The following is a 25,131-nucleotide window of genomic DNA, read 5'->3' as shown; positions in this document are numbered from 1 at the left end:
CGGTGCTTTCAGGGTCAGCTCACAGGAGGCATAGTGCAAGCCATTGGCCGGCATGACAGGCACATGCGCAGCACACGACGTGCGGGAGCCAGGGATGCCCATGACACCCATGACACGGACAGCCCGACTGCGGAGTGTGCACCCCGTGCTCTGGGCCGGCTGGGCCGCGCTCGCGGCCGGCGCGGTGCTGTGCGTCATCGGCTGGTACGGCGTCTCCGGCGAGCGCTACACCGCCCGTCAGCTGCCCTACCTCGCCTCCTGCACGGTCCCCGGCGCCGCGCTGATCATCGCTGGTTCGGTGCTCATCGCCCACGGCCGGGGCGCGCTCGCCGGCGCCCGCGTGGAGGAGCTGTACGGCCTGCTGGTGGCCGCCGAACCCGCCGACGCCGATGTGTCCGGGCCGGCGGCGGCCGCGCCGGTCGCGATCAGCGGGGAGCTGCGGATGGTGCCCGGCGGCACGTTGTGGCACCGCGCGGATTGCCCGCTGGTGGCGGGGAAGCCGGAGGCCGTGCCGGTGGACGGCAGGCTGCTGGCGACCGGTGACCTCGGCCCGTGCCCGATCTGCGAACCCGACTCCGCGGACGACTGATGTCCTCGCTGACGTACGACCTCACGCTCGCCGGCCTGTCGGTGGGCGCCGCCGCCGCGCTCACCGGGATCGGCCTGGTCGTGACGTACCGCGCGACCGGTGTGCTCAACTTCGCGCACGGGGCGATCGCGATGGTGTGCGCGTACGTGCTGCGCGGTTGTGTGGTCGAGTGGGGCTTGCCGCTGTGGCTCGCGGCGGCCGTGACGCTGCTGGTCCTGGCGCCGGGCATCGGGGTGCTGCTGGAACGGTTCGTCTTCCGTCCGCTGTCCGTCCCGGGCGGTGATCCCGCGCGGACGCTGGTCGCCTCCCTCGGGGTGTTCGTGCTGCTGGTGGGCGGGGCCGCGCTGGTGTGGGGGCAGGGAGCCCGCGACGACGCGCCGGAACTGGTGTCGGCGGACCCGTGGGGGCAGCTGGCGGTGGTGGCCGTGCTGGCTGCCGGGGTGGGCGCGGTGATCCGCTGGACGCGGTTCGGACGGGAGCTGCGGGCCGTCGTGGACGACCGGGAGCTGGCGGCGCTCGGCGGGATCGACGCGGACCGGGTGGCCGCGGCGGGCTGGGCGTTCGGCTCGTTCACCGCCGGGCTCACGGGCGTGCTGCTGGCACCCTACGTGCGGCTCGACCCGTACGGGCTGCCGCTGCTGGTGATGGAGGTGGTCGCGGTCGCGGTCGCCGCGCGGATGCGGAGCCTGGCGGTCGCGGTGGCCGTGGCGCTGGGCATCGGGGTGGCGCAGAGCCAGCTCACGCGGCTGCACCCCTCGGGCTGGGGCGAGCCGCTGCTCCAGGCGGTCGGCGCGAACCTCTTCGTGGTGGCCCTGCTGGTCGCGGCGCTCGTCCTGCCCGGCATCGGCGCGCGCGACGCGCTGCCCCGCGCGGCCACCGCGCGCGTGCCGATCCCGCCGGGTGCCTGGATCGTGGCCGTCGTGCTGTTCCTCCTGCCCCTGGGCTTCGCCGGCGGGGACCTGCACACGTCGGTGCAGGTGCCGGCCCTCGGCGTGATCCTGCTGTCGCTGGTCGTGGTCACCGGGCGCGGCGGGCAGATCTCGCTGGGGCAGGCGGCGTACGCGGGCCTGGGCGCCCTGTTCACGGCGCTGCTGGCGGCGGGCCGCTTCCCCGGCCTGCCCCGGCTGCCGGAGCTCGCGGCGCTGGCGGTGGCCGTGGTCCTGGTCGCGCCCTTCGGTCTGCTCACCGGCCGGCCCGCGATCCACCGCCGTGGCCTGGCCCTCGCCCTGGCGACCTTCGCGGTGGGCGTCGCGGTGAGCCGGTTCGTCTTCGCCCAGCCGTACGCCACGCACGGCCTCCTGCTGGGCCGCCCGGCGGGCTTCGACGGGGACCGCGCGTACTACGTGCTGGAGCTGGCCCTCCTCGCGGCCGCGCTGCTCGCGACGCACGCGCTGCGCCGGGGCCGCCTCGGGCGGGCCCTCGCGGCCATGCGGGACCACGAACCGGGGGCGTCGGCGGCGGGCGTCCGCGTCCCCTCCCTCAAAGTGCTCGCCTTCGTCGCGGGCGCCGCGCTGGCCGCGCTCGGCGGCGGCATGCTCGGCATGGGACTGCGCGCCTTCGACCCCGCCGCGTACGACCCCGTCCGCAGCCTGCTCTGGTTCGCCGCGGTCGTGGTCCTCGGCGCCGACAACACCCTCGGTGCCCTCGCCGCGGCCGCCCTCCTGGTGGGCCTCGACGCAGGCGCCCGCGGCGGCGTGGCGGCGGCCCTGATCGGCATCCTCGCCCTCCTGGTGGGCCGCTTCCCCGAGGGTCCTCACGAGGCCCTGCGCACGGCGACGGTGAGGCTCCGCCCGGTACGGCCGCGGAGGGCACTGACGCCACTGGGGACGGGGGTGCGCGCGAGACTGCGGTCGGGTGAGGGGGAGCGCGGGCGCGGCGTTGTACCGACGGGGGCCACGGGGACGACCGGGGCCACGGGGACGACGGGGGCCACCGGGATGACGGGCGCCACCGGGACCACCGGGACGACGGGCGCCACCGGAAGGACTGGCGCGACAGGCGCTACAGGCGCGACAGCGCAGGCTGGTGCTGGGGCGGGCAGGTCGGCCGGGGGCGGCGGGGACGTGACCGCACCAGGCCCGCCGACCGGGCCCGCGGCAGAGGCCGGGCCGCCCGTGGCGGGACGGCCGTCGACGGGCGCGGACGCGCAGCGAGAGGCCCGCGGACCAGAGTCCGGGGGCCGAGAGTCCGGGGGCCGAGAGTCCGGGGGCGGCCGCCCGGCCGCGACGGGACCGGCGCCCCGCCGGCGGCGACCGTCGACTCCGGCGCCGCCTCCCCGCTCCCCGGGCGGCTCGCCCACGGCACCCGGGCCTGGCCGGGGCTCGGCGGAGCGGTCCGAGGAGGGCGCTCGCCGGGCTCCCTCCCCCGCAGCCCCCTCCGCTCCCCTCCTGGTCGCCCGTCGCCTGCGTGCCCGGTACGGCGGCTTCACCGCACTCGACGGGGTGGATCTCGATGTGCGGCCGGGTCGGATCACTGCCGTGGTGGGGCCCAACGGTGCCGGGAAGAGCACGCTGTTCCACTGTCTGGCCGGGACGCTGCGCCCCGCGCGCGGGCAGGTGCTGTTCGACCGACGGGACATCACCCGCCTGCCCGCGCACGCACGGACCCGGCTCGGGATCGCGCGGACCTTCCAGCAGCTGGCCGTCTTCCCCTCGCTCACCGTCGCCGAGAACGTCCGCGTCGGTGCCGAGCACGGCCGGATCGTCGACCCGGACGCCGTGGAGCGGGCACTCCGGCTGCTCGGGCTCGACGGGCCGGCCCGAGCGCTGCCCGCCGCAGGGCTGCCGACCGGCGCCCTGCGCCGGGTCGAACTGGCCCGGGCCGTCGCGGGCGGTCCTGCCGTACTGCTCCTCGACGAGCCCGCCGCGGGCCTGGACACCACCGAGGTGACCGCGCTGGCCCGCGTCCTCAAGGCCCTGGCCGCCGATGGAACGGCGCTGCTGGTCGTCGAGCACGACCTGGACCTGGTCGCCGGTCTCGCCGACGTCGTGCACGTGATGACCACGGGCCGGATCGTGGTCTCCGGCCCACCCGACCGCGTCCTCGACGCCCTCCGCGAGCAGGAGAGCGCATGACTCTCTCCCTGCGCCACGCGCGCGTGCGCTACGGCCCCCTGGAAGCCCTGCACGGCGTCACCCTGGCCGCCCCCGGCCGGGGCGTCACCGTACTGCTGGGCCGCAACGGCTCCGGCCGTACGACCGTCCTGCGCGCGCTGGCCGGAACCGTGCCGCTGTCCGGCGGGGCGGTGGTGTGGGACGGGGTGGACGTGACCCGGATGCCCGCGTTCGAACGGGCGCGGCGCGGACTGTGCCTGGTCCCGGAACGACGGGCGGTGTTCGGCTCCCTCACCGTCCGCGAGAACCTCGATCTGGCCGCGTCCGAGCCGACCGCCGCACCCGGTCCCGCCGCCGCCCACGACCTGGCCCTCGCCGCCTACCCACAGCTGAAGCCCCTGCTCACGCGCCGCGCCGGCACCCTCTCCGGCGGAGAGCAGCGCATGCTCGCCCTCTCCCGGGCCCTGCTGGCCCACGCGCGCGTGGTGCTCGTCGACGAGCCCGCCCAGGGCATGTCACCCCTGGTCGCGGCCCGTACGTACGAGCTGCTGGGCTCGCTCGACGCCTGCGTGATCGTCGCCGAGCAGCGGCTGCCACCGGCCCTGATCGGCCGGCCGGCGTTCGTGTACGAACTACGGCGTGGGGCCGTCGTGTTCGCCGGAGAGGCGGGTGAGTGGAGACGGCGGGACAGGCGCTGAGCGCGAAAGGGCCCCGCCCTGTCGACCGGGCGGGGCCCCTCAGCACTGCCTGACCCCGGCAGTGAGAATCGCTCAGAGTGCCAGGCGCTGACCCGGCACGATCATGTCGGGGTCACCGCCGATGACGGATTGGTTGGCGGCGTAGACCTTCTGCCAGGTCGTCCCGAACCGGGCGGCGATCTCTCCGAGCGTATCGCCCTGGCGGACGGTGTAGTCGCCTCGGGAGGAACCGCGGTTGGTGTGCACCGACGACCGCTCCACCGACTTCGAGGAGGCCGACGGCGCCGTGTGGGCGGACCCGGAACCCGAGCTCGAACCCGACCCGGAGCCGGAGTTCGCCCCGGAGCCGGAGGCGGAGCTGGAACCCGACCCCGACGCGGCCGCGGGGGCCCCGCCGGACGCTCCCGCGTGTGCCGAACACGTCGGCCACGCGCCCCACCCTTGAGCCTGCTGGACCTTGGTGGCGACGGAGATCTGCTGTGTCTTGCTGGCCCGGTCGGCGGTGGGCGCGTAGGCGCTGCCGCCGTACGCGCGCCAGGTGCCCGCGGAGAACTGGAGTCCTCCGTAGTAGCCGTTGCCGGTGTTGATGTGCCAGTTGCCGCCGCTCTCGCACTGGGCGATGCGGTCCCACACCCCGCTGTCGGCCGCCGCGGCGTTGCCGGTGGCGGCCAGCAGTCCGAGCGGGGCCAGCAGGGCCGCCCCGGCGAGGACCGCCGTCGTACGCGCCTTGTTGCCGCCGACTCGGGCGTCGTCGCGGGTGTGGTCGCGGGTGTGGTCGCGGCTGATATCGGCACAATCGGACATGAAGATCCCTCTCTGCGAACCCGGGCCTCCCCCAAGACAGGGCGCTTCCCGCGCGTCGACGCGGTTGTCGCACTCCGTCCCGTCCGCCGACGGTCGTGCTGCGCTGTTGTCTGGCTCTGCGCGGCCGGCGGACCTACCCGAGCGGTGCTCGCTGCACACGGCGGAGCAATCTAGGGATCCTGACGGGCTGTCATCAAGCAACTGACCGTTTCCGCAGGCCACTTGGGGGTTACCGCGGGTAGAGAAAGATTTGAAACACCCACTTCATGCGCTTCTTTCGCCATTTGTCGGTCAGCAACGCGCGTCAACAGTGAGCCAGCTCACGGAGCCAACTCCCGTGACCTTCTCGTTACTTGACCGTGAGTGACTAATTTTCACTCAGCGCAACCATCCGCGCCTGATGGTTCGATTCCGTTCGCCGTAAAGCGTGACTCCCACCACAGATCGCCCGTTGTCTTCTTCATGAGCCGGGGACCCGCCCCGCCTCACCGACGCACCACATCCCGAGGGAGCCACCCGTGCCGCGCATGCTCGACGTCAGCGACGAGGTACGCGCCGAGATCGGCGACGAAGAAGCCGACCGGCTGCTCGCCGGAGAGAACGCCCCGGGCAGTTACGACTGCACGTCCTGCCGCACCCCGGGCGACTCCGAGCACGAGCGGACCAGCACCGTCCTGTTCATCGGCGAGGAGACCGCCGTCCTCGCCTTCGCCCACGCCGGCTGCCTGCCCTCGCAGGTCGTACAGGTCACCGAGGAGCAGCTGCAGGGCGCCGTCCGCTCCATCAGCGGCGACACCGTCGACCTGGAGCCCGAGAGGATCGTGCCCGAGCAGGCCGTACTGGGGGTGACCAGCGGGCTCGTACTGATCGCCGGGGAGCTGCACCCGGCCCTGGTCGTCGAGCCCACCGCGCCGGTCGTGCGCCCCGGCACGACCGGCTCCGGTGACGACTTCCTGCCGCTGCTCATCGAGCAGGGCTTCATGCCGCTGTCCGAGCTGACCTCCGTACCCCCGGTGCAGCACGGCTGGTCGGTGCTGCTCGCGATGGGCCAACTGCACGCGGTGCTCCAGCCGGGTATGAACGGCGGACAGCCGGTCGCCTGGTGGCAGGCGCACCAGCCGCTCCAGGTGACGGAGGGCTGGCGGGCGGCCGCCAACAAGCACCAGCAGGTGCTGATGTTCGCCGCGCCGGTGGGGTCGATCGGGCGTCAGCCGCGGGAGGACCTGCTGCGGGACGCGCTGGACAAGGCCGCCGCGAACGGACAGTTGGTGGGGGCGGCACTGCCCCTCGCCGGGACCTGAGCACAGCGCCTCGCGCCCTAACGGGGCGCTTCGCAGCCGCATCTCTTCCAGTTCGGGGTCGTTTGGACATACGTGCACGCATACGACGTTCCTCGCCGCCCGTCCTTCCAGTCGATCCCTTCCGCGCGACCGGGTCAGGATCCCCAGGGGGGCCCATCGGCCACGCCGATCTACGACGCGCTCTACGCGGAGTACGTCAAGTCGTACCGCTCGCTCCCGGGTGACCGCAGCGGCGAGGATGGGCTGGGGTTCACCGCCTTCGGGAACATCTCGCAGGGCACGGGCTCGTACGCGGGACCCCGCTCGGGGACGTTCAGCAGCTCGTACAGCGCCTACAGCGCCGGAGCGCACAGCGCCCGGCACAGCAGCGGCGGCAATGGGCAGCAGGCGCAGTGGCAGCGTGTCGGGCAGCTCGGTCAGCCCACGCAGCCCGCGCCGCAGCACGCCACGATCCACCACATCCCGGCGGCACTGCCCCCCGGCCCGCGCAGAGGCCTTTGAACGGGACGGCGCAGCAGGGACGAATGCGAGAGGGGCGGCCCGCCGGGGCCGCCCCTCCGCTTCACTTCTTCTTTCCGCGCTTCTCGCGCACCCGCACCGAGATGTGGATCGGCGTCCCGTCGAAGCCGAACTCCTCGCGCAGTCGGCGCTCGATGAAGCGCCGGTAGCCGGCCTCAATGAAACCGGACGCGAAGAGCACGAACCGCGGCGGCTTGGTGCCGGCCTGGGTGCCGAACAGGATGCGCGGCTGCTTGCCGCCCCGGATCGGGTGCGGGTGGGCGGCGACCAGCTCGCCTAGGAAGGCGTTCAGACGGCCCGTCGGAACCCGGGTCTCCCAGCCGGCCAGGGCCGTCTCGATAGCCGGGACCAGCTTCTCCATGTGCCGGCCGGTGTGCGCCGAGACGTTGACCCGAGGCGCCCACGCCACCTGGCCGAACTCGGTCTCGATCTCCCGCTCCAGGTAGTAGCGGCGCTCCTCGTCGAGGGTGTCCCACTTGTTGTAGGCGATGACCATCGCCCGGCCCGCCTCGACGGCCATGGTGACGATCCGCTGGTCCTGGACCGAGATCGACTCCGAGGCGTCGATCAGGATGACCGCGACCTCGGCCTTCTCGACGGCGGCCGCGGTGCGCAGGGAGGCGTAGTAGTCGGCGCCCTGCTGGAGGTGGACACGCTTGCGGATACCGGCGGTGTCGACGAACTTCCAGGTCACGCCACCGAGTTCGATGAGCTCGTCGACCGGGTCGCGCGTGGTGCCCGCGATTTCGTTGACGACGACGCGCTCCTCGCCCGCCACCTTGTTCAGCAGCGAGGACTTGCCGACGTTGGGGCGGCCGATGAGGGCGATGCGGCGCGGGCCGCCGATCGCGGTGCCGAAGCTCTGCTCCGGCGCCTCCGGCAGGGCTTCCAGGACGGCGTCGAGCATGTCGCCGGTGCCGCGGCCGTGCAGGGCGGAGACCGGGTGCGGCTCGCCGAGGCCCAGGGCCCACAGGTACGCCGCGTCGGCCTCGCCGCTCGGGCCGTCGACCTTGTTGGCGCACAGCACGACCGGCTTGCCGGCCTTGCGCAGCAGCCGTACGACGGCCTCGTCGGTGTCGGTGGCGCCGACCTTGGCGTCGACGACGAACACGACGGCGTCGGCGGCCTCGATGGCGTACTCGGCCTGCGCGGCCACGGAGGCGTCGATGCCGAGGACGTCCTGCTCCCAGCCGCCGGTGTCGACGACCTTGAAGCGGCGGCCCGCCCACTCCGCCTCGTAGGTGACGCGGTCACGGGTGACGCCGGGCTTGTCCTCGACGACCGCCTCGCGGCGGCCGATGATGCGGTTCACGAGTGTCGACTTGCCGACGTTGGGGCGGCCCACGACGGCGAGGACGGGCAGCGGTCCGTGCCCCGCCTCCTCGATGGCGCCCTCGACGTCCTCGATGTCGAAGCCCTCGTCGGCGGCGAGCTCCATGAACTCCGCGTACTCGGCGTCGCCGAGCGCCCCGTGGTCGTGCTCGGCCGAGCCCTCGGGCTGGATGTGGTCGTTCATGAAGTCCGTACCTCGTCGTTCATCGTGGTGATCGGTGCACCGCCCGGATTCCCCGGGTCGGTCCACTACTCATGGTCGCCTAGCGGCCGGTGAGCCGCCTCGCGTTTTCCAGGTGCTCGGTGAGCTGCTTCTGGATGCGCACGGTCGCCTCGTCCAGCGCCTTGCGCGTACGTCGTCCGCTGCCGTCGCCCGCCTCGAAGGGGTCGCCGAAGACGACGTCGACGCGGCTGCGCAGCGGAGGCAGCCCCTTTATCAACCGTCCCGGCCTGTCGGAGCTTCCCAGCACCGCGACCGGCACGATCGCGGCGCCGCCGCGCACGGCGAAGTAGGCGAGCCCGGCCCGCAGGGAGGCGAAGTCGCCCTCGCCCCGGGTGCCCTCGGGGAAGATGCCCAGCGCTCCCCCGTTCTCCAGCACGCCCAGCGCCCGGGTGATCGCCGTGCGGTCGGTGGTGTCGCGGTCCACCTTCAGCTGGCCGATGCCGGTGAGGAAGGGGTCGAGCGGGCCGATGAACGCTTCCTTCTTGATCAGGAAGTGCGTCGCCCGGGGCGCCACGCCCATGACCATCGGGCCGTCGATGTTGTGCGAGTGGTTGACCGCGAAGATCACCGGCCCGGTAGCCGGCACCTTCCAGGCGCCGAGGACGCGCGGCCGCCACAGGCCGTACATCAGGCCGACGCCGATGCGCCTCCCGACCTCGGCGCCCCGTGGCGATGGCAGCTCGGTCACTTCGCGGCCCGCTTCTCCTCGACGAGGGTGACGACGCACTCGATGACCTGCGCGAGCGTCAGCTCGGTGGTGTCCACCTCGACCGCGTCGTCCGCCTTGGCGAGCGGCGAGGCCTTGCGGCTGGAGTCGGCCGCGTCCCGCTTGATCAGCGCCTCGCGGGTGGCGTTGACGTCGGAGCCCTTGAGCTCACCGCTGCGGCGGGCGGCGCGGGCCTCCGGGGAGGCGGTGAGGAAGATCTTCAGGTCGGCGTCCGGCAGCACGGTGGTGCCGATGTCACGACCCTCGACGACGATCCCCTTCTCGGCGGAGGTCGCCAGCGAGCGCTGCAGCTCGGTGATCCGGGTCCGCACCTCCGGCACGGCGCTGACCGCGCTGACCTTGGAGGAGACCTCCTGGGTGCGGATCGGGCCGGAGACGTCCAGACCGTCGACCGCGATGGTGGGCTCGGCCGGGTCGGTGCCCGAGATGATCTCGGGCTTGCCGGCCATGGCGGCGATCGCGGACGGGTCGTCGAGGTCGATGCCGTTGTTCACCATCCACCACGTGATCGCCCGGTACTGGGCACCGGTGTCCAGGTAGCTGAGGCCGAGCTGCGCCGCCACGGCCTTCGACGTGCTCGACTTGCCGGTGCCGGCGGGCCCGTCGATGGCGACAATCACGGGCTGGGCGGTCCGGGCGGCGCCGTTTTCCACGGGGGGACACCTTCCTGGTGCGGTGCGGTGGGGTGTGCGGGGCGCGAACGTGCCCCGCACAAGGTTACTGGGTACGCATCACTCGTCCGGCCCCACGTGGGGCCGACGGGACAGAAGGCTCGCTTCGTCCTACTGCCGGATCGCCCACCCGCGCTCGCGCAGCGCGGCGGTCAGGACGGCCGCCGCCTTCGGCTCCACCATCAGCTGGACGAGACCGGCCTGCTGCCCCGTCGCGTGCTCGATGCGTACGTCCTCGATGTTGACCCCGGCCATCCCCGCGTCGGCGAAGATGCGGGCCAGCTGGCCGGGCTGGTCGTCGATGAGCACGGCGACGACCTCGTAGACCCGCGGCGCGGACCCGTGTTTGCCGGGGACGCGGACCTGGCCGGCGTTGCCGCGCCGCAGGACGTCCTCGATGCCGGCGGTGCCCTCGCGGCGCTTGTCCTCGTCGGAGGACTCCAGCGCGCGCAGGGCCCGTACGGTCTCGTCGAGGTCGGCGGAGACGTCCGTGAGCAGGTCGGCGACCGGCCCCGGGTTCGCGGAGAGGATGTCGATCCACATCCGGGGGTCGGAGGCGGCGATCCTGGTCACGTCCCGGATGCCCTGCCCGCACAGCCGTACGGCGGCCTCCTCGGCGTTCTCCAGGCGGGCGGCGACCAGGCTGGAGACCAGGTGGGGCATGTGGGAGACCAACGCCACGGCGCGGTCGTGGGCGTCGGCGTCCATCACCACCGGCACGGCGCGGCAGTGCGAGACCAGCTCCAGGGCCAGGTTCAGCACCTCGGTGTCGGTGTCCCGGGTCGGTGTGAGCACCCAGGGCCGCCCCTCGAAGAGGTCGCCGGTCGCGGCCAGCGGGCCGGACTTCTCGCGGCCGGACATGGGGTGCGAGCCGATGTACCTCGACATCACCGCCTGGTCGAGGCCGAGTGCCTCCAGCTCCCGGCGCGGGCCGCCCTTGACGCTGGCCACGTCGAGGTAGCCGCGGGCCGCACCCCGGCGCATGGCGTCGGCGAGGACCCCGGCCACCAGGGCGGGCGGCGCGGCGACGACCGCGAGGTCCACGGGACCCGCGGGGGCCTCGTCCGTGCCCGCGCCGAGCGCGGCCGCCGTACGGGCCTGCTCGGGGTCGTGGTCGGCGAGGTGGACGACGACGCCCCGCTGGGCGAGGGCGAGGGCCGCGGACGTACCGATGAGCCCGGTTCCGATGACGAGTGCGGTCCTCACTGGGCGATGTCCTTGCGCAGGGCGGCCGCGGCACCGAGGTAGACATGACTGATGTCGGCGCGGGCCCGGTCGGACTCGATGTGCGCGAGGACACGGACGACGCGGGGCATGGCGCCCTCGATGTCGAGTTCCTGGGCGCAGATCAGCGGGACGTCCACGATGCCGAGCTTGCGGGCCGCGGCGGCCGGGAAGTCGCTGTGCAGGTCGGGCGTGGCCGTGAACCAGACGCTGATCAGGTCGTCGGCCGTGAGGGAGTTCCGCTCCAGGATGGCGGTGAGCAGGGCTCCGACCTGCTCGTCCATGTGCCCGGATTCGTCCTTCTCCAGCTGGACGGCCCCCCGGACCGCTCGTACCGCCACGGCACCGCTCCTTGCTCACGTACGGATCGTTCTTCGCCCGTCCAGCGTAGTCAGCCCGGGCCCCGCCGGTGCGCGTCGCCCGCCCTCTGAGACGCCCCGGGCGGGGAATCCACTGCGGGCCGCCACACGCAAGAAACATCCGTTTTGTGGCATTCTCTCGGAACGGCCCCCCGAGCGACCCCCTTCCGCACCTCCGGAGTGACGACATGACTGATCCCGCGACGCGACGCGCCGTTCTCCTCGCGACCGCGACGGGCGCGGCGGCGCTCGCCGTCGGCTGCGGCAGCGACGGCGGCGGGGGCGGGGGCGACACCTCGACGACCTCCGGGCAGGAGCTGGCCAGGACCACCGACATCCCGGTCGGCGGCGGCAAGATCTTCACGGACGAAAAGGTCGTGGTGACCCAGCCGACGAAGGGCGACTTCAAGGCCTTCTCGGCGATCTGCACGCATCAGGGCTGCACGGTGGGCACCGTGGCGGACGGCACCATCGACTGCCCCTGCCACGGGAGCAGGTTCCGCATCCAGAACGGCGCGGTGGCCAACGGCCCGGCGACCAGGCCGCTGCCGCCGAAGCAGATCACGGTCGACGGCGAGTCGATCCGCCTGGCATAGGCGCTCAGAGGTCCCAGAGCGCCCCGAGCGTCACCAGCTCCCCGTGGTACTCGATCCGGTCGGCCCACTCCGTCGGCCAGGCGTCGGCGCCCAGGTACGCGCCCGCGAAGGCACCGGTCAGGCAGGCGATCGAGTCGGAGTCGCCGGAGGTGCAGGCGGCCCGGCGCAGCGCGGTGAGCGGCTCGTCGACGAAGAGCAGGAAGCACAGCAGCCCCGTGGCCAGAGCCTCCTCCGCTATCCAGCCCTCCCCCGTGGCCAGGCACGGGTCGGTCTCCGGGGAGACGGTGCGTACGGCGTCCCGGAGCCGCTCCAGGATCGCCAGGCACTCGTCCCAGCCGCGCGCGATGAAGTGCTCGGGCGTGGGGTCCTGGCTGCGGGTCCACAGGTCGCCGAGCCAGGCATGGTGGTAGTGGGAGCGGTTGTCGAGGGCGTACGAGCGCAGCAGCCCGACGAGCCCGGACGGATCGGCACCCTGGGCGAGCAGCCGTACGGCGTGCGCGGTGAGGTCGGAGGCGGCGAGCGCGGTGGGGTGCCCGTGGGTGAGGGCGGACTGCAACTGGGCGGCGCCCGCGCGCTGCTCGTCACTGAGTCCGGGCGCGAGGCCGACCGGCGCGACGCGCATGTTGGCACCGCAGCCCTTGGAGTGGATCTGGCTGGCGTCCTGCCAGGCCCGGCTCTCGTCTTTCAGCAGATTGCAGGCGACCATACAGGTCCGGCCCGGCGCCCGGTTGTTCTGCGGCGACTGGTACCAGTCCACGAACTCCTCCCGGAGCGGCCGCTCGAACCGCTTCGGTCCGAGCACCCCCCGGTCCATGGCCGTCCGCAGCCCCTGCCCCACCGCGAGGGTCATCTGGGTGTCGTCGCTGACGATCGCGGGGGTGACCAGCTCCATCCGCCGCCAGGGGCCGCGCTTGGCGAGGATCGACGGCACGTCGTTGAACTCGGTCGGGAAACCCAGCGCGTCACCGAGGGCGAGGCCGAGCAGGGTCCCGGTGGCGGCGCGCTTGCGGACGGTGGTGGAGGCGGTCATGCGGGACGTCCTTCCCGGGACGGTCGGAGCAGGGGTGGGTGCAGAGCGGTGGCGGCACCGGCGCGGTACAGCGCGGCCGGCTTGCCCCGGCCGCCGGTCAGCCGGGCGGCGCCGGGTACGGGTTCGACGAACCCGGGCGTGGAGAGCACCTTGCGGCGGAAGTTGGGGCGGTCGAGCCCCGTGCCCCACACGGTCTCGTAGACCTCCTGCAACTCGCCGAGGGTGAACTCGGGCGGGCAGAAGGCGGTGGCGAGGCAGGTGTACTCGAGCTTGGCGCCGACACGTTCGTGCGCGTCGGCCAGGATCGTGTCGTGGTCGAAGGCGAGCGGCCCTGCGGAGTCGTACGGCACCCAGCGGGCGTCGCTCGCGTCACTGCCGCCGTGCGGCTCGGGAGGGTGGGGCAGCAGGGCGGCGAACGCGACGGACACCACCCGCATACGGGGGTCGCGGTCGGGTTCGCTGTAGGTCCGCAGCTGCTCCAGATGCAGCTCCTTCACGTCCGACAGGCCCGTCTCCTCGGCGAGTTCGCGCCGGGCGGCCGTCTCCGCAGACTCGGCCGGCTGCACGAACCCACCGGGCAGCGCCCAGTGCCCGGCGTACGGCTGCTGCCCACGCTCGACGAGCAGGACGTGAAGTGCGCCCGCGCGGAGGGTGAACACGGCGAGGTCGACGGTGACCGCGAAGGGTTCGTGAGCGTGCTTGTCGTAGCCCCGCATGACGACCTCCACCCCCTTTTATGGTCATCACGACTATAAAAGGGGGTGGAGGCTTCTCACAAGCCTTCAGAGGCCGTCTTAGAGGTCGACTTCCTTCATCAGCATGCCGACCTCGGTGTTCGACAACCGGCGGAGCCAGCCGGACTTCTGGTCGCCCAGGGTGATCGGGCCGAAGGCGACCCGGACCAGCTTGTCGACGGGGAAGCCCGCCTCGGCCAGCATGCGGCGGACGATGTGCTTGCGGCCCTCGTGCAGGGTGACCTCGACGAGGTAGTTCTTGCCGGTCTGCTCGACGACCCGGAAGTGGTCCGCGCGGGCGTACCCGTCCTCCAGCTGGATGCCGTCCTTGAGCTTCTTGCCCAGGTCGCGTGGGATCGGGCCCACGATGTGCGCAAGGTAGGTCTTCTTCACACCGTACTTGGGGTGGGTCAGCCGGTGGGCCAGCTCGCCGTGGTTGGTGAGCAGGATGACGCCCTCGGTCTCGGTGTCGAGCCGGCCGACGTGGAAGAGCCGGGTCTCCCGGTTGGTGACGTAGTCACCGAGGCACTGCCGCCCCTCGGGGTCCTCCATCGTCGAGACGACACCGGCGGGCTTGTTGAGCGAGAAGAACTGGTACGACTGCGTGGCGACCGTCAGGCCGTCGACCTTGACCTCGTCCTTCTCCGGGTCGACCCGCTTGCCCTGCTCCAGGACGATCTCGCCGTTGACCTCGACCCGCGCCTGCTCGATCAGTTCCTCGCAGGCACGCCGGGAGCCGTAGCCGGCGCGCGCGAGGACCTTCTGCAGCCGCTCGCCCTCCTGCTCGGCGCCGGGGAAGGTCTTGGGCAGCTTGACGTCCTTCTTGCCCGCGTACCGCTCCCGGTTGCGCTCCTCGGCGCGCGTCTCGTACTCGCGGGACCGCGCGGGTGCCGTACGACCGCGCCCGTCACCCTGCTGGCCCTTCCTGGGCCCGCCCTTGGCTCCGCCGCGCGCGGCGCCGCCGCGTCCCGACTTCGGCCCGTCCGGGGAGGCGCCGGGACCCACGTCGTAGCGGCGCTCCTCGGGCCGGGGCTTGCGGGGACGGCCCTGACCCTGGCCCTGGCCCTGCTTCTGGTCCCTGTTGTTGCCGGCCCCGCGGTGGTTACCGCGCCCGCCGCTCTTGCCGCTACCGCTGCTTCGCATCAAATGTCCGTCGTCGTCGTGTCAGGCATGGTCGACGTGGGACCGTCGTCCGGGTCCGGGGCGTCCGGATCGAACGACGGTACGGCTTCCTGGGTCTCGGCCTCGATCGCCTCGGCCTCCGGGAGGAAGGGCGCGAGTTCCGGGAGCTCGTCCAGGCCGCGCAGGCCCATCCGCTCCAGGAAGTAGTTCGTCGTCACGTACAGGATCGCACCTGTTTCGGGTTCCGTGCCCGCCTCCTCGACGAGACCCCGTTGGAGCAGGGTGCGCATGACCCCGTCGCAGTTGACCCCTCGTACGGCGGAGACGCGGCTGCGGCTCACCGGCTGACGGTAGGCGACGACCGCCAGCGTCTCCAGCGCGGCCTGGGTGAGGCGGGCCTGCTGCCCGTCCAGGACGAAGCCCTCGACGGCCGGGGCGTACTCGGCACGGCTGTAGAACCGCCAGCCGCCCGCCACGTACCGCAGCTCGAAGCCGCGGCCCTGCACGGTGTACTCGTCGGCCAGCTCGCGCAACGCGTCCGCGATCTGCCGCCGGGGCCGCTCCAGTATCTTCGCCAGGTGTTCCTCGGTCGCGGGCTCGTCCACGACCATGAGCACGGCTTCCAGGGCGGGCTTGAGGTCGAGGTCGGCGGCGGTGCGCAGCCCGGCCGGGGCGTCGACGGTGGCGTCGGTGGTGGCATCGAGGGTGTCGTCGGTCACGCCTTCTTCTCCTCCTTGGGCGGCTCCGGCGGCCGGTCGAACTCGTCCGTCACCATCGGCTCGGCTTCCCCGTCCCCACCGGTCCACCGCACGATCAGCTCCCCGAGCGCGGCATCCTGGTCCAGGGCGACGGCCTTCTCCCGGTACAGCTCCAGCAGGGCGAGGAATCGCGCCACGACGGTGAGGGTGTCGTCGGCGTCGTCCACCAGCACCCGGAAGCTGGCCTCCCCCAGCTCCCTGAGCCGCGCGACCACGATCCCGGCCTGCTCCTGCACGCTGACCAGCGGCGCGTGAATGTGGTCGACGTACACCTGCGGCTTGGGCTTCGGCTGCATCGCCTTGACGGCCAGCCTGGCGAATCCTTCCGCCCCTATGCTGATGACCACCTCGGGCAACAGCTCGGCATGGTGCGGCTCCAGGCCGACGGTACGCGGATACCGCCGCGCCTCGTCGTCGAGCCGCGCGTTGAAGATGTCCGCGATCTGCTTGTACGCCCGGTACTGGAGGAGCCGCGCGAAGAGCAGGTCCCGCGCCTCCAGCAACGCGAGGTCGGCCTCGTCCTCGACCTCCGCGGCGGGCAGCAACCGAGCGGCCTTCAGATCGAGCAGGGTGGCAGCGACAACGAGGAACTCGGTCGTCTGATCCAGATCCCAGTCCGGCCCCATCGCCCGGATGTGCGCCATGAACTCATCGGTCACCTTGGAGAGGGCGACTTCGGTGACGTCCAGCTTGTGCTTGGAGATCAGCTGGAGGAGGAGATCGAAGGGCCCCTCGAAGTTGGCGAGCCGAACCTTGAAGACCCCGTCACCGGGTTCTTGCGGCTGGGCGGCAGAGGGCTCGTTGTCGGACTCGTCGCCGTTGTGGGCAGGCGTCGTGCTCTCGACCTCAGGCGCGGACGGAGCTGGCCCTGGCCCCCGCCCCAGCACACGCCGACGGCCGCCGGGTACACCGGGCCGGGGAGCGTCGTTCGAGGTCATAGCCCCCGCAGGCTACCGCTACCGCCCCCGCAGCCGTCGTACGAGGATGCTCGCGTCACCCCGCGACTCCAGATCCGCCAGCACCACGGCCACCGCCTCGCGCACGATGCGCCCCCGGTCGACCGCCAGCCCGTGCTCACCCCGGAGCACCAACCGCGCGTGCTCCAGATCCATGAGCTCCTCGGCGGACACGTACACCGTGATCTTCTCGTCGTGACGCTCACGCCCGCTGGGCCGCCGGGAGGCTGCCCGGCCCCGCTTCTTGGGCGCCGCCGCGGCAGAACCCTCCTGCGCCGCCCCCTGCCGGCGCGGCGACCGCTCCGCGGCAATGGACGCGGCGGACGCGTCAGCCCCGGCGGACCTGCTGCGGGACTCCCCCGCCTCGCCGGTGTCCGCCTCGGCCGCCACATGCTCCGCGCCCTCGCCGTCCCCGCCCTGCGCGGGCACGGCCTGCGGTGCGTCCTCGGGCGAGGGCGACGCGGCGGCCGCCCCGTCGCTCTCCCCCGCGGGAGCCGGCACCCGAGGTTCGCCGTTGGCCCCGCGCCGGGGAGTGGACGGCTGGAGCGCCATTCCCCCTGTCGTACGGAACAGTTCGTCGGCCCCCGGCAGACTCACTCGGCGTGACACCGGGCGAGCACCTCCCTGGCGAGCTGACGATAGGCGGCGGCCCCGACGGAGTTGGACGCGTACGTGGTGATCGGCTCACCGGCGACCGTGGTCTCCGGGAAGCGCACCGTGCGGCCGATGACCGTGTGATAGACGTGATCGTCGAACGCCTCGACGACACGCGCCAGCACCTCACGGCTGTGCACGGTCCGGGAGTCGTACATCGTGGCGAGGATCCCGTCGAGCTCCAGCTCGGGGTTGAGCCGCTCCTGGACCTTCTCGATGGTCTCCGTCAGCAGTGCCACACCACGCAGTGCGAAGAACTCGCACTCCAGCGGCACGATCACCTTGTGCGCGGCCGTCAGGGCGTTCACCGTGAGCAGGCCGAGCGAGGGCTGACAGTCGATCACGATGTAGTCGTAGTCCGGCAGCAGCGGCTTCAGCGCCCGCTGGAGCGTCGACTCGCGGGCGACCTCGCTCACGAGCTGGACCTCGGCGGCGGACAGGTCGATATTGCTGGGCAGCAGGTCCATGTTGGGGACCGCCGTCTTCAGGAGCACCTCGTCGGCCGCCATCCCCCGCTCCATGAGCAGGTTGTAGACGGTGAGGTCGAGCTCCATCGGGTTGACGCCGAGTCCGACCGACAGCGCGCCCTGCGGGTCGAAGTCCACGAGCAGCACACGACGGCCGTACTCCGCGAGCGCGGCACCCAGGTTGATGGTCGACGTCGTCTTGCCGACGCCACCCTTCTGGTTGCACATCGCGATGATCTTCGCGGGGCCGTGATCGGTGAGCGGACCCGGGATCGGGAAGTACGGCAGCGGCCGACCGGTCGGGCCGATGCGCTCGCGGCGCTGGCGGGCAGCGTCGGGCGCGAGCGTGGCCGCGTACTCCGGATCCGGCTCGTACTCGGCGTCGGGGTCGTAGAAGTGCCCTTCGGGCAGTTCGTCGTAGTCGGCGAAGTGGTTGTGGGGCGCGCCACTTCCGTCGCCGGCCCTGGCGTTCACGTGATGGCCATCCATGCTGTGGTGTGTCCGAGTCGCCTGCGGACTCTGGTGGGCTGCGAAGGTGCGCACCGCGACGGAGCCGACAGCCTCGAACCCCTCGGGGCCCTGGGCCTGCGCGGGCATTCCTGGTTGACCACCCCCGGGAGAAAATGTCGACTCATTCACAAGTCGTCTTACCTCCTTGGTGACCAGGAAACTTCTAGACAGGTCAGCGTGGCACCATGCCGACGATTGGCGACTCTATGGCGTGTCGGCGGTCCGCAGCAACACAATCCGCCGGACCCGGCACGATGTGTCGGCAATGAAACATCCCGCTGTCAAGGGCGTACGGCCGTCGCACGGTAGGTTTCGCCGGTGTGCGAATCGGTCGAAGGGTTACGTTCGAGGCGAGTTGACCGAGAGTCGCAAAGTGACCATACACACATCCGGCCGGACCTTGTCGGGCAAGGTCCGGCCTGGTGCGCGGCGTTGACGACCTCTGTTGACGTATCGCCTTTTGCCGAAAGGTGACTTGGCGACTCAGCCGAGCAGGGACGCCAGCTCCACGTGCTCCAGGCCGTGCGCCTCCGCCACCTCCCGGTAAACGACCTTGCCGTCGTGCGCGTTGAGGCCCTTGGCCAGCGCCGGGTCGCGGCGCAGCGCCTCCACCCAGCCGTGGTCGGCGAGTTCGACGATGTAGGGCAGCGTGGCGTTGGTGAGCGCGTAGGTGGAGGTGTTGGGGACCGCGCCGGGCATGTTGGCGACGCAGTAGAAGACCGAGTTGTGGACCCGGAAGCTCGGCTCGGCGTGCGTGGTGGGGCGGGAGTCCTCGAAGCAGCCGCCCTGGTCGATCGCGATGTCGACAAGGACACTTCCCGGCTTCATGCGCGACACGAGCTCGTTGGTGACCAGCTTCGGGGCCTTGGCGCCCGGGATGAGCACGGCGCCGATGACGAGGTCGGCCTCCAGGCACGCCTTCTCCAGCTCGAAGGCGTTGGAGACGACCGTCTGGATCTTCGTACCGAAGACCTTGTCGGCTTCCTTGAGCTTGTTGATGTCCTTGTCGAGCAGGGTGACGTGGAAGCCCATGCCGATGGCGATCTGCGCGGCGTTCCAGCCGGAGACGCCACCGCCGATGACGACGGCCCGGCCGGCCAGCACGCCGGGGACGCCGCCGGGCAGCACACCGCGGCCGCCGTTGGCGCGCATCAGGTGATAGGCGCCGACCTGCGGGGCGAGGCGGCCCGCGACCTCGGACATGGGGGCGAGCAGCGGGAGGGCGCGGCTGGGCAGCTCGACGGTCTCGTAGGCGATCGCGGTGGTGCCGGACTCGACGAGCGCGTCGGTGCACTCCTTGGAGGCGGCCAGGTGCAGATAGGTGAAGAGCGTCTGGTCCTTGCGGAGGCGGTGGTACTCCTCGGCGATGGGCTCCTTGACCTTCAGCAGCAGGTCGGCCGTGGCCCACACCTCGTCCGCGGTGTCGAGGATCTCGGCACCGGCGGTGACGTACTCGGCGTCGGGGATGGAGGAGCCGACACCGGCGCCCCGCTCCACGACGACCTGGTGTCCGTGGCGCACCAGCTCGTGCACACCGGCGGGGGTGATGGCCACCCGGAACTCGTTGTTCTTGACCTCGCGGGGGATGCCGACCTTCACGTCGATCACGGTCCTTGGCTCGGAGGGTGTGGGGGCATAGCAGTACAGACCCGGGCATGCACAGGCGCACCGGGAGAACCGCAGGAGAACGTGCGGCAGAGCCAGTCTAATGAAGGTGTACCCGCTGTCTAGCCTTTCATTGCATCAATCTTCAACGGGTGCACTGCGGATTTCGCAGGCGTCTTCTCCGGTTTCCGGGTCCGGATCACGTTCCTGGCCCTCCTCCCCCAGCATCCGCTCGGCGGCGCCGCGGTGCATCTGAGCCGCCGTGGGGTCGCCGAGGTGCTCCAGGGTGTCGGCGATCCGCAGGTGGAGCGCGGCCTGCAGACGCACGTCCTCGGCGCGCCGCGCCCACTCCACGGCCTCCTGGCAGGTGCGCAGCGACTCCTCGGGCCGGCCCGCGTACTCCTGGACCCGCGCCAGCTCACTCAACGCCCGTGCGTGGGCCGCCACATCACCGGCCCTGCGGTAACCCGCCAGAGCTGCCCGCCAGGCCCGCTGTGCCTCGCCGTAGCGGGCCGCGTAGGTGTGGGCGGCGGCGATCCGGCCGTACAGCCGGGCGGCGTCCTCGCGCTCGTCGCGGGCCAGCCGCTGGGCGAGGGCGCGGCCGAACCAGTCGGCGGCCCGGTCGTAGTCCCCGAGCTCCAGGTGCGCGCCCCCTACGGATTCCATCGCGCGCCCGGTCGCGTAGGGGTCGTTCGCCTCGCGTCCGGCGTCCAGCGCGGCCCGATAGCGGGCCAGCGCGTCCGCCGTACGGCCGGTGCGCGCGTCGAGGTCGGCGAGGTTCAGCAGGGCGGCGGCCCGCTCACGGTGCAGGCCCCGGCGCTCGGCCACGTCGAGGACGAGTCCGTGGACGTCGTAGAGGTCGGGCGCGGCCGCCTGGGTGCCGAAGTGCGCGACCATCGCCCTGACCAGCTGCGACAGCAGGCGGCGGGCGAGGGTGTCGACCTCTCCGTCGGCGACCGCGACGCGGGCCGCGGCGAGCAGGGCGGGTCTGCGGATCCGGAGCCACTCGGCGGCCGCCCGGGGGGTGGGGAAGCGCACGGCGCGCGGCATCTCCTGCAGCTTCTCGCGCGCCTCGGAGTCGTCGGTCTCGGTGATCGCCCGGCAGGACTGCAGCAGCCGTACCGTCCGCTCCAGCATGCGGGCCCGGGCCAACTGGAGCTCCGCGGGGCGCTCCTGGGTGTCGGCGAGGGTCTTGAGCAGCGGATACAGGCAGCCGGGGACCTCGTACTGCGGCAGCGGCGAGTCGACGGACCGCAGCAGGCCCAGGGCGACGAGGTCGTCGAGGGTGGTGCGGGCGCTGCCGACCGAGGATCCGGCGAGCGCGGAGGCGGTGTGCGGGTCGACCAGACCGGCCGGGGCGAGGGCGAGCAGGCGCAGTATCCGGGCGGCCGGGACGGGCAGCAGCGCGTGGGTGAGCCGGAAGACACGGCTGAGGGGCGTGCCCTCGTTGCCGTCGGAACGCAGTTGCTTGGCGAGGTCGGACACGGCGGCCATGGGGCGGGCGGCGAGCCAGCCGCCGGCCAGCGTGAGGGCGGCGGGCTGGGCCTGGCACTGCTCGACGAGGCCCTCGGCGGCCCTGGGGTCGACGGTGATGCGCACCGAGCCGGTGTAGCGGGTCAGCAACTCGATGGCCGACTTGGTGTCCAGCCCGCCCAGGGTGCACGGGCGGACGTCGGAGATCCCGGTCAGGGGGCCTTCGGAGACGGCGACGACCAGGCATTCCGGGGCGTCCGGCAGCAAGGCGTCGACCTGTTCGGCGTCGGCCGCGTCGTCGAGCAGGAGCAGCGTGCGCCGGCCGGCGAGGGCGTCGCGCAGGGCCGCCGTGAGGTCGTCCTCGGCGGCACCTGCCGGCGTCGGCAGCTCCAGGGCGGTCAGCAGCTCGCGGGCGGCCCGTTCGACCGGCACGGGCGTGCCGTCGGGGTCGCTCAGCCGGGCGCGCAGCACCCCGTCCGGATAGCGGTCGGCGACCTGTCGTACGAGTTCCTCGGCCAGGGCCGTGCGGCCGGAACCGGGGCGGCCCGCGATGAGGAGCACGCGCGCGCGTGGGGGTTTCTTTCCGGACAGGGTGTCCAGTCCCGCGCGCTCGATGTCGGCGCGGAGTTCCTTCAACTCCCGTGTGCGGCCCAGGAAAAGGGGGTCCGGGTCCGCGTGTCCCGACAGCTGCACTCCGTCCGTGTCGACCGCCTGATCCATCACGGGCCACGCTCCCGTCCCACCGCACGCGCAAGCCCGCCGGGACTCCGGTCCGGGCCGTTCCGCCGCTCTTCGGCTCACTCTCGTGTCGAGCCTAGTTCACGCTCTGCGACGTTCCGTGAGGAGCGCGGCGGGCAGGTCCCCCGATCGGATCAGGCGATCGTCACACCGGCAGTGGAGAGCGGTGTCCCGTCCCCCGGTCAGGCCTCGAAGGGCCGCGCCGGCCACGGCGCCTCCGCCGGGCGCAGCGCCTCCAGGCCGTCGCCGTTCTGCGCGGCGACCAGCGAGAGGACGCCCACGACGAGGCAGGTGTTGTGCAGCTCGCCCGCGAGCACGCCCCGCACGAGGTCCTCGACGGGCACCCGCGCGTGCTCCATGTCGGCCTCCTCGTCCTCGCTGGCGAAGCGCTGGCCGTCGGCCTCGGACAGCCCCCGGGCGAGGAAGACCCGCACGGCCTCGTCGCTGCCGCCGGGGCTCGTGTACACATCGGTCAGGACCCGCCAGTCCTCGGCCTTGACGTGCGCCTCCTCGTACAGCTCCCGCTGGGCGGCGTGCAGCGGGTTCTCGCCCGGCACGTCGAGCAGGCCGGCTGGAATCTCCCACAGCTTGTGCCGCACCGGGTGCCGGTACTGCTTGATGAGCAGGACACGGCCCTCCTCGTCGAGGGCGAGGACGGCCACGGAGCCCGGGTGGACCTGGTAGTCGCGGTGGGCCGACTCCCCACCGGGCATGACCACCTCGTCGGTGCGGACGGAGGTCTTTCCGCCCACGAAGGGGGTCTCCGTCGCCCGGATCCCCCACTCCTCGGGGGTGTCCTTGATCGTCATGCCACGTCCTCCCACGAGCCAAAACAAAACCGGGGTGCCCACCGTTGAAGGTATGCACCCCGGCCACCGTACAACCGGTCGTGTTACTTGGAATTCTTCCGCTCGACCGAGGCCTTCACCAGACCGGCGAACAGCGGGTGCGGCCGCGTCGGACGCGAGCGCAGCTCGGGGTGCGCCTGCGTGGCGACCAAGTAGGGGTGGATCTCGCGCGGGTACTCGACGTACTCGACGAGCTTGCCGTCCGGCGAGGTGCCCGAGAAGAGGATGCCGGCCTTCTTCTCCAGCTCCGCGCGGTAGGCGTTGTTCACCTCGTAGCGGTGCCGGTGGCGCTCCTCGACGTACTCCTTGCCGTCGTAGACCTCACGGACGATCGAACCCTCGGCCAGCTTGGCCGGGTACATGCCCAGGCGCATCGTTCCGCCCATGTCGCCGTCGCCCGCGACGATGTCGAGCTGCTCGGCCATGGTGGAGATGACCGGGTGGGCGGTGGCCGGGTCGAACTCGGTGGAGTTGGCGTCGCCGATGTCGGCGAGGCTGCGGGCCGCCTCGATCACGATGCACTGCAGGCCGAGGCAGAGGCCGAGCAGCGGAATCCTGTTCTCGCGGGCGTAGCGGATGGCGCCGACCTTGCCGAGCACACCGCGGTCGCCGAAGCCGCCCGGGATGCAGATGCCGTCGACGTCGGCGAGCTGCTCCGCGGCGCCGGCCGGGGTCTTGCAGTCGTCGGAGGTGACCCACTTGATCTTCACGCGGGCCCGGTTGGCGAAGCCGCCGGCGCGCAGCGCCTCGGTGACCGAGAGGTAGGCGTCGGGCAGGTCGATGTACTTGCCGACCAGGGCGAGGGTGATCTCGTGGTCGGGGTTGTGGACGCGGTCGAGCAGGTCGTCCCAGGTCGTCCAGTCCACGTCGCGGAAGGGCAGGTCCAGCTTCCGTACGACATACGCGTCCAGGCCCTCGCCGTGCACGGTCTTCGGAATGTCGTAGATGGACCGTGCGTCCGGGCACGCCACGACGGCGGCCTCGTCGACGTCGCACATCAGGGAGATCTTGCGCTTGATCGCGGTGGGGACCTCACGGTCGCAGCGCAGGACGATCGCGTCCGGCTGGATACCGATGTTGCGCAGGGCCGCGACCGAGTGCTGGGTGGGCTTGGTCTTCAGCTCGCCCGAGGGACCGATGTAGGGCAGGAGAGAGATGTGAACGACGAAGACGTTGTCCCGGCCGACCTCGTGCCGCACCTGCCGGACCGTCTCCAGGAACGGCAGCGACTCGATGTCACCGACGGTGCCGCCGACCTCCGTGATGACCACGTCCACCTCGTCGGTGGCCATACGGCGGATGCGGTGCTTGATCTCGTTGGTGATGTGCGGGATGACCTGCACGGTGTCACCCAGGTACTCGCCGCGCCGCTCCTTGGCGATCACCGTGTTGTAGACCTGGCCGGTGGTGACGTTGGCGGAGCCGTCGAGATCGCGGTCGAGGAAGCGCTCGTAGTGCCCGATGTCCAGGTCGGTCTCGGCTCCGTCGTTGGTGACGAAGACCTCACCGTGCTGGAACGGGTTCATCGTCCCGGGGTCGACGTTCAGGTAGGGGTCGAGCTTCTGCATCACGACACGCAGCCCACGGGCCTTGAGCAGCATGCCGAGGCTGGAGGCGGTGAGACCCTTGCCGAGAGAGGAGGCGACACCCCCGGTGACGAAGATGTGCTTGGTCGTCGTGGCTTTGCTGTTTCGAAAAGCAGCGGGCGGCATGGCCAAGAGGGGGCTCCCGTGGTCGCGGTCTGGGGGTGCGGTACGGCTGCCGGCCGGAGTTCTCCGGGGTCGCCGTCGCTGCGGTTCGGGGGTTTCGAGCCCACCGGTCCACGGGCTACCAGGGTATCAGCGACCGCGGGGAACGGCTTCCGGCCACGCTCCGCTCACAAGCCGACACGGACACGCGCCGAGCACGGGTTTCTCACCCGTCGCTCACCCGATCGGCCCATCCGCGTTGCCCGGAGCAGCACGCGGATCATCTACGTGCGTCGTATCCTGCTCGGACACTCGCTGCCGAGCCCGGCCGGGTAACACGGCACCACCCCCGCCCGTAGTCACCGGAACAACGAGAGCTCGTCAGTTCGTTGAGCAGTAATTGTCGTTTTGCCACACGGCGGCGGCGACTGCTTTGCTTCACCGCTCAACGA

Annotated in this window: 23 protein-coding genes; 6 read left to right on the top strand and 17 right to left on the bottom strand. The window is 72.0% G+C overall.

The features are described from left to right. The first annotated feature begins 100 nt into the window (after positions 1 to 100). From IG99_RS05230 to IG99_RS05220, 3 genes are read left to right on the top strand one after another with little or no spacing between them, the layout of a single operon-like run. The gene (locus IG99_RS05230; protein ID WP_199815454.1) at positions 101 to 589 is read left to right on the top strand and encodes a hypothetical protein; all 489 of its coding nucleotides are present in this window, start codon (positions 101 to 103) and stop codon (positions 587 to 589) included. Continuing rightward, positions 589 to 3,663: a branched-chain amino acid ABC transporter permease/ATP-binding protein gene (locus IG99_RS05225; RefSeq protein WP_037670331.1), complete on the top strand. Its 3,075-nt coding sequence runs from the start codon at positions 589 to 591 to the stop codon at positions 3,661 to 3,663. The genes IG99_RS05230 and IG99_RS05225 overlap by 1 nt, the downstream gene beginning before the upstream one ends. Then, positions 3,660 to 4,340 carry an ABC transporter ATP-binding protein gene (locus tag IG99_RS05220; RefSeq protein ID WP_037670329.1) on the top strand — a complete coding sequence of 227 codons (681 nt, stop codon included), beginning with the start codon at positions 3,660 to 3,662 and terminating at the stop codon, positions 4,338 to 4,340. The genes IG99_RS05225 and IG99_RS05220 overlap by 4 nt, the downstream gene beginning before the upstream one ends. 72 nt (positions 4,341 to 4,412) lie before the next feature. Here IG99_RS05220 and IG99_RS05215 read toward each other — a convergent pair whose 3' ends face one another. Then, positions 4,413 to 5,144: a LysM peptidoglycan-binding domain-containing protein gene (locus IG99_RS05215; RefSeq protein WP_037670327.1), complete on the bottom strand. Its 732-nt coding sequence runs from the start codon at positions 5,142 to 5,144 to the stop codon at positions 4,413 to 4,415. Positions 5,145 to 5,662: 518 nt separating this feature from the next. Between IG99_RS05215 and IG99_RS05210 the strand changes: the two genes are divergently transcribed. Both IG99_RS05210 and IG99_RS05205 read left to right on the top strand, forming a co-directional pair. Further along, positions 5,663 to 6,445: a hypothetical protein gene (locus IG99_RS05210; protein WP_037670325.1), complete on the top strand. Its 783-nt coding sequence runs from the start codon at positions 5,663 to 5,665 to the stop codon at positions 6,443 to 6,445. 72 nt (positions 6,446 to 6,517) lie between these two features. Continuing rightward, positions 6,518 to 6,946, top strand: coding sequence for a hypothetical protein (locus tag IG99_RS05205; RefSeq protein ID WP_037670323.1), 429 nt, complete (start codon positions 6,518 to 6,520; stop codon positions 6,944 to 6,946). Positions 6,947 to 7,007: 61 nt separating this feature from the next. Here IG99_RS05205 and der read toward each other — a convergent pair whose 3' ends face one another. The 5 genes from der to aroH form a co-directional block, all read right to left on the bottom strand. Next, entirely contained in the window at positions 7,008 to 8,480 is a 1,473-nt protein-coding gene (der, locus tag IG99_RS05200) for a ribosome biogenesis GTPase Der (RefSeq protein ID WP_037670321.1), read from the bottom strand. Positions 8,481 to 8,559: 79 nt separating this feature from the next. After that, positions 8,560 to 9,207, bottom strand: coding sequence for a lysophospholipid acyltransferase family protein (locus IG99_RS05195; protein WP_037670319.1), 648 nt, complete (start codon positions 9,205 to 9,207; stop codon positions 8,560 to 8,562). Further along, positions 9,204 to 9,899 (bottom strand): (d)CMP kinase, encoded by a 696-nt coding sequence (gene cmk / locus IG99_RS05190; protein ID WP_037670317.1) that lies wholly within the window; start codon positions 9,897 to 9,899, stop codon positions 9,204 to 9,206. The genes IG99_RS05195 and cmk overlap by 4 nt, the downstream gene beginning before the upstream one ends. Before the next feature lie 129 nt (positions 9,900 to 10,028). Beyond that, a complete protein-coding gene (locus IG99_RS05185; protein ID WP_037670315.1) occupies positions 10,029 to 11,123 on the bottom strand; it encodes a prephenate dehydrogenase in 1,095 nt (364 codons plus the stop codon). Beyond that, entirely contained in the window at positions 11,120 to 11,482 is a 363-nt protein-coding gene (aroH, locus tag IG99_RS05180; protein WP_037670313.1) for a chorismate mutase, read from the bottom strand. The genes IG99_RS05185 and aroH overlap by 4 nt, the downstream gene beginning before the upstream one ends. A 206-nt stretch (positions 11,483 to 11,688) precedes the next feature. Here aroH and IG99_RS05175 point away from each other — a divergent pair, with 206 nt between their 5' ends. Continuing rightward, positions 11,689 to 12,096: a Rieske (2Fe-2S) protein gene (locus tag IG99_RS05175; protein ID WP_037670312.1), complete on the top strand. Its 408-nt coding sequence runs from the start codon at positions 11,689 to 11,691 to the stop codon at positions 12,094 to 12,096. 4 nt (positions 12,097 to 12,100) lie between these two features. Here the strand turns inward: IG99_RS05175 and IG99_RS05170 are convergent, their stop codons facing one another. From IG99_RS05170 to IG99_RS05120, 11 genes are all read right to left on the bottom strand, one after another. After that, complete coding sequence (locus IG99_RS05170; RefSeq protein WP_037670311.1) at positions 12,101 to 13,126, bottom strand: ADP-ribosylglycohydrolase family protein; 1,026 nt, start codon at positions 13,124 to 13,126, stop codon at positions 12,101 to 12,103. After that, on the bottom strand, positions 13,123 to 13,842 hold the full coding sequence (locus IG99_RS05165; protein ID WP_037670948.1) for an NUDIX hydrolase: 720 nt from the start codon (positions 13,840 to 13,842) through the stop codon (positions 13,123 to 13,125). The genes IG99_RS05170 and IG99_RS05165 overlap by 4 nt, the downstream gene beginning before the upstream one ends. Positions 13,843 to 13,920: 78 nt before the next feature. Then, positions 13,921 to 15,003 carry a pseudouridine synthase gene (locus IG99_RS05160; protein WP_037670310.1) on the bottom strand — a complete coding sequence of 361 codons (1,083 nt, stop codon included), beginning with the start codon at positions 15,001 to 15,003 and terminating at the stop codon, positions 13,921 to 13,923. Beyond that, entirely contained in the window at positions 15,003 to 15,701 is a 699-nt protein-coding gene (gene scpB / locus IG99_RS05155; RefSeq protein WP_051864944.1) for an SMC-Scp complex subunit ScpB, read from the bottom strand. The genes IG99_RS05160 and scpB overlap by 1 nt, the downstream gene beginning before the upstream one ends. After that, the gene (locus tag IG99_RS05150) at positions 15,698 to 16,678 is read right to left on the bottom strand and encodes a segregation and condensation protein A (protein ID WP_051864943.1); all 981 of its coding nucleotides are present in this window, start codon (positions 16,676 to 16,678) and stop codon (positions 15,698 to 15,700) included. The genes scpB and IG99_RS05150 overlap by 4 nt, the downstream gene beginning before the upstream one ends. Before the next feature lie 18 nt (positions 16,679 to 16,696). Continuing rightward, positions 16,697 to 17,305, bottom strand: a complete 609-nt coding sequence (locus IG99_RS05145) for a hypothetical protein (protein ID WP_037670308.1) — start codon at positions 17,303 to 17,305, stop codon at positions 16,697 to 16,699. Next, on the bottom strand, positions 17,290 to 18,414 hold the full coding sequence (locus IG99_RS05140) for a ParA family protein (protein WP_051864939.1): 1,125 nt from the start codon (positions 18,412 to 18,414) through the stop codon (positions 17,290 to 17,292). Before IG99_RS05140 ends, IG99_RS05145 begins: the two co-directional genes overlap by 16 nt. Positions 18,415 to 18,810: 396 nt before the next feature. Further along, positions 18,811 to 19,935, bottom strand: a complete 1,125-nt coding sequence (ald, locus tag IG99_RS05135) for an alanine dehydrogenase (RefSeq protein ID WP_037670304.1) — start codon at positions 19,933 to 19,935, stop codon at positions 18,811 to 18,813. Positions 19,936 to 20,070: 135 nt separating this feature from the next. Next, positions 20,071 to 22,128 carry a tetratricopeptide repeat protein gene (locus tag IG99_RS05130; protein ID WP_037670302.1) on the bottom strand — a complete coding sequence of 686 codons (2,058 nt, stop codon included), beginning with the start codon at positions 22,126 to 22,128 and terminating at the stop codon, positions 20,071 to 20,073. A gap of 197 nt (positions 22,129 to 22,325) precedes the next feature. Next, on the bottom strand, positions 22,326 to 22,952 hold the full coding sequence (locus IG99_RS05125; RefSeq protein WP_037670301.1) for an NUDIX domain-containing protein: 627 nt from the start codon (positions 22,950 to 22,952) through the stop codon (positions 22,326 to 22,328). An 83-nt stretch (positions 22,953 to 23,035) separates the two neighbouring features. Then, on the bottom strand, positions 23,036 to 24,703 hold the full coding sequence (locus IG99_RS05120) for a CTP synthase (protein ID WP_037670299.1): 1,668 nt from the start codon (positions 24,701 to 24,703) through the stop codon (positions 23,036 to 23,038). Between the last annotated feature and the right edge of the window lie 428 nt (positions 24,704 to 25,131).

The organism is Streptomyces griseus subsp. griseus, from assembly GCF_000720255.1.
GTDB classification, from domain to species: Bacteria; Actinomycetota; Actinomycetes; order Streptomycetales; family Streptomycetaceae; genus Streptomyces; species Streptomyces griseus_I.
This window is presented reverse-complemented; position numbering and strand designations above follow the sequence as displayed.

Bases quoted from the DNA above. Each gene is read 5' to 3' on its own strand.
- IG99_RS05230 (WP_199815454.1), top strand. From the start codon at position 101: ATGACACCCATGACACGGACAGCCCGACTGCGGAGTGTGCACCCCGTG.
- IG99_RS05225 (WP_037670331.1), top strand. From the start codon at position 589: ATGTCCTCGCTGACGTACGACCTCACGCTCGCCGGCCTGTCGGTGGGC.
- IG99_RS05220 (WP_037670329.1), top strand. From the start codon at position 3,660: ATGACTCTCTCCCTGCGCCACGCGCGCGTGCGCTACGGCCCCCTGGAA.
- IG99_RS05215 (WP_037670327.1), bottom strand. From the start codon at position 5,144: ATGTCCGATTGTGCCGATATCAGCCGCGACCACACCCGCGACCACACC.
- der (WP_037670321.1), bottom strand. From the start codon at position 8,480: ATGAACGACCACATCCAGCCCGAGGGCTCGGCCGAGCACGACCACGGG.
- IG99_RS05175 (WP_037670312.1), top strand. From the start codon at position 11,689: ATGACTGATCCCGCGACGCGACGCGCCGTTCTCCTCGCGACCGCGACG.
- IG99_RS05170 (WP_037670311.1), bottom strand. From the start codon at position 13,126: ATGACCGCCTCCACCACCGTCCGCAAGCGCGCCGCCACCGGGACCCTG.
- IG99_RS05165 (WP_037670948.1), bottom strand. From the start codon at position 13,842: ATGCGGGGCTACGACAAGCACGCTCACGAACCCTTCGCGGTCACCGTC.
- IG99_RS05160 (WP_037670310.1), bottom strand. From the start codon at position 15,003: ATGCGAAGCAGCGGTAGCGGCAAGAGCGGCGGGCGCGGTAACCACCGC.
- IG99_RS05150 (WP_051864943.1), bottom strand. From the start codon at position 16,678: ATGACCTCGAACGACGCTCCCCGGCCCGGTGTACCCGGCGGCCGTCGG.
- IG99_RS05140 (WP_051864939.1), bottom strand. From the start codon at position 18,414: ATGCCCGCGCAGGCCCAGGGCCCCGAGGGGTTCGAGGCTGTCGGCTCC.
- IG99_RS05125 (WP_037670301.1), bottom strand. From the start codon at position 22,952: ATGACGATCAAGGACACCCCCGAGGAGTGGGGGATCCGGGCGACGGAG.
- IG99_RS05120 (WP_037670299.1), bottom strand. From the start codon at position 24,703: ATGCCGCCCGCTGCTTTTCGAAACAGCAAAGCCACGACGACCAAGCAC.